Source organism: Martinezella sp. CNPSo 3890, from assembly GCF_057784455.1.
Genome location: NZ_JBXSOR010000008.1, coordinates 261001 through 268605 on the forward strand (window position 1 = coordinate 261001; position 7605 = coordinate 268605).

At 60.1% G+C, this 7605-nt stretch carries 8 protein-coding genes and 1 pseudogene; 4 read left to right on the forward strand and 5 right to left on the reverse strand.

Features of this window, described 5'->3' with window-relative positions; translation table 11 throughout:
- Positions 1-64: 64 nt before the first annotated feature.
- The 3 genes from AC13RC_RS20255 to AC13RC_RS20265 are packed head-to-tail and all read left to right on the forward strand — an operon-like array spanning position 65 to position 2503.
- A complete protein-coding gene (locus AC13RC_RS20255) occupies positions 65-529 on the forward strand; it encodes a hypothetical protein (RefSeq protein WP_113350711.1) in 465 nt (154 codons plus the stop codon).
- Positions 530-533: 4 nt separating this feature from the next.
- Positions 534-1220: an ABC transporter ATP-binding protein gene (locus tag AC13RC_RS20260; RefSeq protein ID WP_488558265.1), complete on the forward strand. Its 687-nt coding sequence runs from the start codon at positions 534-536 to the stop codon at positions 1218-1220.
- A complete protein-coding gene (locus AC13RC_RS20265) occupies positions 1217-2503 on the forward strand; it encodes an ABC transporter permease (RefSeq protein ID WP_488558266.1) in 1287 nt (428 codons plus the stop codon). Before AC13RC_RS20260 ends, AC13RC_RS20265 begins: the two co-directional genes overlap by 4 nt.
- A 6-nt stretch (positions 2504-2509) precedes the next feature.
- On the opposite strand, the gene AC13RC_RS20270 is transcribed toward AC13RC_RS20265, so the two are convergent.
- Positions 2510-3067: a winged helix DNA-binding protein gene (locus tag AC13RC_RS20270; RefSeq protein ID WP_488558267.1), complete on the reverse strand. Its 558-nt coding sequence runs from the start codon at positions 3065-3067 to the stop codon at positions 2510-2512.
- A gap of 126 nt (positions 3068-3193) precedes the next feature.
- Here AC13RC_RS20270 and AC13RC_RS20275 point away from each other — a divergent pair, with 126 nt between their 5' ends.
- Positions 3194-4297, forward strand: a complete 1104-nt coding sequence (locus tag AC13RC_RS20275; protein WP_488558268.1) for an LLM class flavin-dependent oxidoreductase — start codon at positions 3194-3196, stop codon at positions 4295-4297.
- A 65-nt stretch (positions 4298-4362) separates the two neighbouring features.
- Here AC13RC_RS20275 and AC13RC_RS20280 read toward each other — a convergent pair whose 3' ends face one another.
- From AC13RC_RS20280 to AC13RC_RS20295, 4 genes and pseudogenes are all read right to left on the reverse strand, one after another.
- Complete coding sequence (locus AC13RC_RS20280; protein WP_488558269.1) at positions 4363-5430, reverse strand: ABC transporter ATP-binding protein; 1068 nt, start codon at positions 5428-5430, stop codon at positions 4363-4365.
- Positions 5431-5448: 18 nt separating this feature from the next.
- Complete coding sequence (locus AC13RC_RS20285) at positions 5449-6303, reverse strand: carbohydrate ABC transporter permease (RefSeq protein ID WP_488558270.1); 855 nt, start codon at positions 6301-6303, stop codon at positions 5449-5451.
- The gene (locus AC13RC_RS20290; protein WP_371864856.1) at positions 6293-7198 is read right to left on the reverse strand and encodes a carbohydrate ABC transporter permease; all 906 of its coding nucleotides are present in this window, start codon (positions 7196-7198) and stop codon (positions 6293-6295) included. The genes AC13RC_RS20285 and AC13RC_RS20290 overlap by 11 nt, the downstream gene beginning before the upstream one ends.
- A 96-nt stretch (positions 7199-7294) precedes the next feature.
- Positions 7295-7605: pseudogene (locus AC13RC_RS20295) on the reverse strand (ABC transporter substrate-binding protein); the annotation flags it as partial.

The window sequence follows — 7605 nt, forward strand, 5'->3', positions numbered from 1 at the left end:
ATCGTATGACCATGACAGGCGGCTTCGAGGCCGCCTGTCTGTTCACCTTTCATGAGGATATGCGATGTCCGGGGACAGGATCGCCACCATCAATCGTCGGGGCTTCTTGGCCGCTGCCGCGATTTTGCCGGTCATGGGCATTGCGGCACGTGCGAATGCCGCCGAGACATTGGGCTTCGGCGAACTCTATAAGAGCTTCGGCCCACTCGGGCTCGAATTTTCCGACAAGGTGAAGCAGCTGAGCGGCAGGGAAGTCGCCATCAATGGCTTCATGGCGCCGCCATTGAAGGCCGAGGCCGCTTTCTTCGTGCTCACGGAAATCCCGATGTCGCTCTGCCCGTTCTGCTCTTCCGATGCCGATTGGCCCGACAACATCATGGTCGTCTATCTCTCTTCCAAGCAGACATTCGTGCAGTACAACGCGCCGATTACGGCGCGGGGCGTGCTGGAATTTGGCTCGTGGACCGATCCGGAAACCGGATTCATCAGCCAGCTGCGTCTCCGCGACGCATCGTTCAGGACCGTCTGAACACATGCTTGCGCTCGATATCTCCGGTCTTGAAATGCAGTTTCCCGGCCTGGCCGCGCCGGTTCTCGCCATCGACCGCTTCCATCTGCCGGCGGGCGGCAGGCTTGCGATCACCGGTGCTTCAGGCTCCGGCAAAAGCACGTTCGTCAACGCCATTACCGGCTTGGAAGATGTCGGTAATGGCAGCATATCCTGGAGCGGCACGGAGATCACACGCCTGTCGTCCGGCCGGCGCGATGCGTTCCGCGCCCGCAATATCGGCCTTATCATGCAGGATTTTCATCTCTTTCCCGGCCTGTCCGCCTTCGAGAATGTCGTGCTGCCGATCAAGCTGACGCGGCGCCTTACGGCCAAGGAGCGGGAACGCGCACTTTATCTGCTGTCTGTCACCGGTATCGCCCGACCGCAGCAGAAGATCGAAACCTTGTCACGCGGCGAGATGCAGCGTGTTGCCGTTGCCCGCGCACTGCTGTCGCGTCCCGGCGTCATCGTTGCCGACGAGCCGACCGCCAGCCTCGATCGTCAGGCGGGTAGTGATGTCGCGGAGCTTTTGCTGCAGCTTTCGGCCGAGGAGGGGACGACGCTTGTCGTCGTCACGCATGACGCTGCACTTGCCGAGCGCCTTGGCCGCCGCATCAATCTGGCAAACGGGCGCATCGAGGAAGACAGCCAGGAGGCTGCCGCGCAATGATCACCTTCATCCTTGCCGACCTCAGACGTTTCTGGAGCGGGGCGCTGGCCGTCGTGGTGCTGATCGCCCTGTCGGTCGCGCTGAGCGTGACGGTGACTCTGCAGGAGCGGGCTGTCCGGCTCGGCAGCGCGCGCGCCGCGGAAAAATTCGATTTGCTCGTGGGGGCTGCCGGCAGTGAAACGCAGCTGGCGCTTTCCGCCGTTTTCCTGCAGCCGGCGCCATTGCCGCTGATGGAGGGTGCCGTTCTGTCTCGCCTTGCCAGTGATCCGCGTGTCGAACTGGCGGCACCGGTCGGCTTCGGCGATTCCGCCTACGGACATCCGATTGTCGGCACGACCACGGGCCTCATTTCGTCCCTCTCGCCGTCGCTCTCGCAGGGGGTGATGTTCGCGCGTCTCGGCGAAGCGGTTGTTGGCGCGGATGTCGCCTTGCCGACCGGCGCGGAAGTCAAACCAATGCATGGCACGGCCGAGACCGGCGGCGAAACCCATACGGCCATCGCCTATAAGATCACCGGCCGCATGGCGCCGACGGGAACAGCCTGGGATCGCGCCATCCTGGTGCCGATCCGTGCCGTCTGGCAGTTGCACGGAATGCATGGCGCGGACCATCACGACGATGATGGCGACGAAGCCAATGTGCATGTCGCAGCCGAGCCGCATCAGCATGACGACGGGCGCGAAGAAGGCCATGAGCACGGTCATGTCGATGCCAATGCGCCGCTCGACGAGCATTTCGACGTGCAGACGCCCGGCGTTCCGGCCGTTCTGGTCAAGCCGAAGACGATTGCTGATGCCTATCGCCTGCGGCAGGAATACCGCACGGGTACGACGCTCGGCATTTTCCCGGCTGAGGTGTTGACCAGGCTCTATGCAACGCTCGGCGATGCCCGCAGCCTGCTGCTGGCGATCGCATTTGGGACCCAGGCGATCGTGATTGCCGCGATCGTGCTGGTCACCATCATGCATGTCGGCTCGCGGCGCCGGCAGATCGGCGCCTTGCGGGCGCTTGGAACACCGGTCCGCTCGATCATCACGCTCGTCTGGGGCGAGCTCTTCGTCCTGTTCGCCGCCGGCATCCTGCTCGGTATCGCCCTCGGCTACGCGGCAGCGCTGGTTATCTCCGTCAGGCTGGCGGCAGCGACCGCCGTGCGCCTGCCCGTCGGTTTCTCTTTCAATGATCTCTGGCTTGTCGGAGGCTTTGCAGCCGTTGCCGCGATCATCTCCATCGTGCCGGCGTTCAGCGCGCTACGCTCCAGCCCGGCTGCCGCACTGCGCGCCTAAGCAAGTCTAGTCGTCTGTAAAACGGCGATGCGTCGCTGCGCTTCTGGCCACGTGCTCATAAATCCCGGTCATCAAGTCCAATGTGCTGGACGCTTCCTCCAAACGGCGGCCCAGGTTCGGGACGCCTTGCACAGCTTTTACCAGAAGGGTCGAGCGCACTGCGGCGTATTCATCTGTGACGTCTCGACCTTTTTCTGTCACCGAATATGTCACCCCCGAACGGCCGCTGCCCTTTCGTTCCACCAGTCCTGCACCGACCAGCTTTCTCAAGCTGTACTGCATGTTCGGGATGTCTTCTCGATTGGACAGGCGCGCGAGATCCTTGATGGATTTAGGCCTATCATGCATGCGAATTATATGGAGCATGGCATTCTCAGGGCCGCTTGCTGCCAGTCCAATGACCGAAGCCAGACACTCGGTTTGCCAGCGTCCGAAGGCCTCGAACGCGCGCATGAGGGCAAATTCCAATTCGGTCAGGTCCACTTGCAGCGGTGTTTGCGCCAGATGCCAGCTTCGATCCAAGCCGCGTGGATGGCCCTTCTGGTCTTCGGTTTCGGTGCTCATATGCTTCCTTTGCGGGATATTGGGGTGACGCCAAGACGGCGAGAGTTGACAAGCTTCAAGTTTCAAATAAAATTTCTATCGTAAATTATATCAAAAAATAAAGGGAACGAAATGTCGGAGAACTCCATGTTCGCCGCAGGGCAATTTTTGCTCGGCACCTTCGCCAGCAATTGCTCCAGCGGCATGAGCGTTACCAAAGTGCCGGAACGCTGGGTCAATTCCTGGGACAACAATCTGAAATTGGCCCAGCAGCTGGATGAAGCAGGTATCGATTTCATGTTGCCGATCGCCCGATGGATCGGATATGGCGGCGACACCAATTTTCACGGCAATGTGCTGGAAACCATGACATGGGCGGCGAGCTTGCTCGCCAGCACGAACAACATCAACGTCTTTGCCACCATTCACACGGCCGCGAACCATCCAGTCGTCGTCGCCAAGCAAATCGCGACGATCGATCAAATCAGCCGAGGACGGATCGGCCTCAACATAGTTGCCGGTTGGAACCAGCCGGAATACGAAGCGTTGGGGCTTGACCTGCCCGCCGATCATGAAAGCCGCTATGCCTATGCGGAGGAATGGTTTGATATCGTCAAAAGCCTATGGGAGCGAGATCGGGCCTTTGACTATGATGGGCAATTCTTTCATCTCAGAAATGTACTTGGCGATCCTCGCCCCGGGCATCGCGCACCTATCCTCAACGCTGCAGGTTCCGGCCAAGGCCGCTCCTTTGCCGTGCGGAATGCAGACTTTCTGTTTACTCCGGCCATAGATCTGAGCCGTTCCACGACTGAAGTCGCGGAGTTGAAACAGCAGGGCAAAGCCGCCGGTCGCAATTTGGGTGTCCTCACTTTTGCCCATGTGGTCTGCCGGCCGACGGAAGGCGAAGCGCGAGACTATCTGCAGCATTTCGGAAAGGACAATGCGGATTGGGAGGCGGTCGACAATCTGGTGCGCCTGCAATTCGCGCATGCGCAATCCTTTCCGCATGACCTTCTGGCATTGATCCGGGACCGGATGGCTGCCGGACATGGTGGTTTCCCGCTCATCGGGACGCCCGAGCAGGTGGCGGAGGGTATTCTTGCCCTTCACAAGGCGGGCTTCAGCGGAACGACCATTTCATTTGTCGATTACAATGCCGAATTCCCATATTTCCGTGATCGGGTTCTTCCGCTGCTCGAACAGGCCGGTATTCGCAAGCCGGTTTCAGTGCCCCATGTGACGGTCTAAATCCATCGTGGATATCAGGAGAGAAGGTTGCTGCGGGGGCTTCCGTCACAAGCTGAGAAGCATTCTCAATGCAAGCGCTGGCCATTCGACGGATCGAACAGATGTGTCTTTGCCGGGTCGATCTTCAGTTGGATTGGCTGGCCGGGTGACACGGTGGGACGGTCCCTAATGGCTGCGACGATTGATTGCGCGCCGGCCTGCAATTGCAGATGCGTGTCCGAGCCTGTCGGCTCGATGATGATGACTTTGGCCTGCACGCCATCCGTATCGACGGCAATATGTTCCGGGCGAATGCCGAGCTGGACGGATCGGCCGAGATGGCGGCGGGCGCTTTCCGGCAGCGGCCAATGCAGATCTTGCGCGTCCTGCAGCCCCAACGTCCCGTTTAAGTCGGTGACGAGGCCGTCGATAAAATTCATCGACGGCGATCCGATAAAGCCGGCGACGAAGCTGTTGGCAGGCGCGTCGTAGATCTCAAGCGGTGAGCCGATCTGTTCGATATGGCCGCCGCGCATGACGACGATACGGTCGGCCATGGTCATGGCCTCCATCTGGTCGTGCGTCACGTAGACCATGGTGGTGCCAAGCCGCTGGTGCAGCGTCTTGATCTCCGTGCGCATCTGCACGCGCAGCTTGGCGTCGAGATTGGACAGCGGTTCGTCGAAGAGGAAGACGGCGGGGTTGCGGACGATGGCGCGCCCCATTGCCACGCGCTGGCGCTGCCCACCGGACAATTGCCGGGGGTAGCGGTCGAGCAGGGCGGCGAGATCGAGGATCGCTGCGGCATCGTTCACCCTTTGCTCAATTTCCTGGCGGCTGCGGCGCGCGAGTTTCAGAGAAAAGGCCATGTTGTCGCGCACTGTCATGTGCGGATAGAGCGCATAAGACTGAAACACCATGGCGATATCGCGCTCATTGGGTTCGAGATCGTTGACGATGCGGTCACCGATTTCGATCTCGCCGTCGCTGATGCCTTCCAGCCCGGCGATCATCCGCAGCAAGGTGGATTTGCCGCAGCCCGAGGGTCCGACAAGCACCACGAACTCTCCATCCTGTGCGGCAACGGAGACGCCGTGCAGCACTTCAAGCGCGCCGTAGCGTTTGATGGCGTTGCGAATGGTCAGTTTCGCCATGAATATCTCTCCCAAAATTCAGCGACCGCCCATGCCCGCATTGAGGGCGATGCTGCTGTAGATGAGCTTCTGCAGGATGATCGCGAGGAAGATGCCCGGAAGCATGGAAAGCGTCGCACCCGCCATGAGATAGTTCCACTGCGTGCCTTGCTGCGTCTGGAACAGGGTGAGGCCGACCGGCAGGGTAGCATTGTCGGCACCGGTCATGACGATCAGCGGCCAGAGGAAGTTGTTCCATTGCCCGATGAAGGTGAAGAGTGACAGAAGCCCGATCGCTGGCATGGATAGCGGCACGATAATGCTGACGAGGATCCGTAGGCGGGACGCGCCGTCGATCCTGGCGGCTTCCTCGAGTTCCATGGGAATGGAGAGGAAGAACTGCCGCATCAGGAATGCGCCGAAGGTGCCGAAGGAGATCGGCAGGATCACGCCGGGGAAGGTGTTGACCAGGCCGAGCTTGTTGACGATCAGAAACAGCGGAATGATGAGCATCAGCGGCGGCACCATCAGCGTGCCGATATAACCGAGCAGCAGCGTTTCGCGCGCCCTGAATTTCAGCCGCGCGAAGGCATAGCCGGAAAGGCAGGAGACGACGACAGTGATCGCTGTCACGCAGATCGCGATGATGGCGCTGTTGAGGAAGAAGCGGCCAAAGGGCAGCTGAGTCCAGGCGGCGGCAAAATTACCCCATTCGAAGATATCGGGCAGGATACGTGGGGGTATCGCCGTCACCTCGGCATTTGAGCGCACTGCATTCGATACCATCCAGAAGAAGGGAAAGAGAAAGGCGATGGCGACAAGCGTGATTGCCAGGTGATTGACGACATCGAGCACCAGCTTCCGGCGTGTTCTGGCTTCGGATTTAAGCGTCATAATGCACCCATTTGCGCTGGAACCAGAATTGCAGGGCCGTCAGCGCCATGATCAGCGCGAACATCACCCAGGCGATGGCAGAGGCGTAGCCCATTTGGAAGTTCTGAAAGCCGCGTTGGTAGATGGCATAGCCGAGCGTCGCGGTCGACGATCCCGGCCCGCCCTTGGTCATGACGAAAATCTGGTCGAAGACCTGCAGCGAGGTGATCGCCGTCATGACGGTGCCGAAGAACAGCGTGGGCGAAATCAGCGGCAGCCGGATTTTCCAGAAGCGGTCCCAGGCCGTCGCGCCATCGATGCGGGCTGCTTCGAGGTAACTTGCGGGCACCATGTCGAGCGCGGCGTTGAAGAGAACGGTATTGTAGCCAACGCCGGCCCAGATCGAGGTGAGGACGACCGCCTGCATGGCAAGTGTGCGATCGTTCAGCACGCCCGACAATGGCAGCGATAGTGAGGCCATCAGGCTGTCGAAAAGCCCGCCGCTGGTGAAGATCAACATCCAGACCATGGCGACCGCAATCAGTGGGGTGAAGGTCGGGAGAAAGAAGATCACCCGGAACCAACGCTGCCCGATCTTCAGGCTCGAAATCCACGTCGCCAGCCCGAGCGAGATGATGATGTTCAGTACAAGATATTCGACGGTGAAGAAGAGGGTGTTGCGCAAGACCGTCCAGAATTGCGGGTCGGTCGTAAACAGGCGCACATAGTTGGAAATGCCGACGAAACGCGGCGTACCGAGCAGCTGCCAATTGGTGAAGCTGAGCGCGATCGAGGCAAGGATCGGCAGGACGAGAAACAGGACGATGCCGATCAGGCCCGGCAGCAGGAAGAACAGTGCCGTCCATCCCTCGCCTCTGAACCATTTGCGCGAGCGTGGCCTTGGTCTTGCGATCATGTCGGTATGCTTGCCCAGCATCATGGGCCTCTCCTTTCCGGCGATGGCGCTGCGGTCGAGCGATGAGCCCGGCCGCAGGCCGACGAGACGTCCGGTCTATGGCAGCTGGCTCTGAATGTCGCTCAATACGCCTTCGGGTTTCGAGTCTCCCGTCAGCGCGAGCGGCACATATTGCATCACCAGATTCTCGAACTGGTTCCATTTCTCGTTGATGCGGAACGGTGTGGTGTGGGCAAATATATATTGCAGCGTATCGCGTGTGCCGCTGATATTCTTGGCAGCGCCGTCATACCAGGCGGTCTGCTGTGCAAGCCGGGCCGGCAGTGCGCGTCCGGCCGCGCCAAGGATTTCAGCGGCCTTGGGGCCTGTCAGCACCTGCAGCGCCTTGAATGCGGCATCCTTGTGCT

Excerpts from the sequence above, each read along its gene's own strand:
- AC13RC_RS20290 (WP_371864856.1), bottom strand. The coding sequence starts at position 7,198 with ATGATCGCAAGACCAAGGCCACGCTCGCGCAAATGGTTCAGAGGCGAG.
- AC13RC_RS20265 (WP_488558266.1), top strand. The coding sequence starts at position 1,217 with ATGATCACCTTCATCCTTGCCGACCTCAGACGTTTCTGGAGCGGGGCG.
- AC13RC_RS20285 (WP_488558270.1), bottom strand. The coding sequence starts at position 6,303 with ATGACGCTTAAATCCGAAGCCAGAACACGCCGGAAGCTGGTGCTCGAT.
- AC13RC_RS20275 (WP_488558268.1), top strand. The coding sequence starts at position 3,194 with ATGTTCGCCGCAGGGCAATTTTTGCTCGGCACCTTCGCCAGCAATTGC.
- AC13RC_RS20280 (WP_488558269.1), bottom strand. The coding sequence starts at position 5,430 with ATGGCGAAACTGACCATTCGCAACGCCATCAAACGCTACGGCGCGCTT.
- AC13RC_RS20260 (WP_488558265.1), top strand. The coding sequence starts at position 534 with ATGCTTGCGCTCGATATCTCCGGTCTTGAAATGCAGTTTCCCGGCCTG.
- AC13RC_RS20255 (WP_113350711.1), top strand. The coding sequence starts at position 65 with ATGTCCGGGGACAGGATCGCCACCATCAATCGTCGGGGCTTCTTGGCC.
- AC13RC_RS20270 (WP_488558267.1), bottom strand. The coding sequence starts at position 3,067 with ATGAGCACCGAAACCGAAGACCAGAAGGGCCATCCACGCGGCTTGGAT.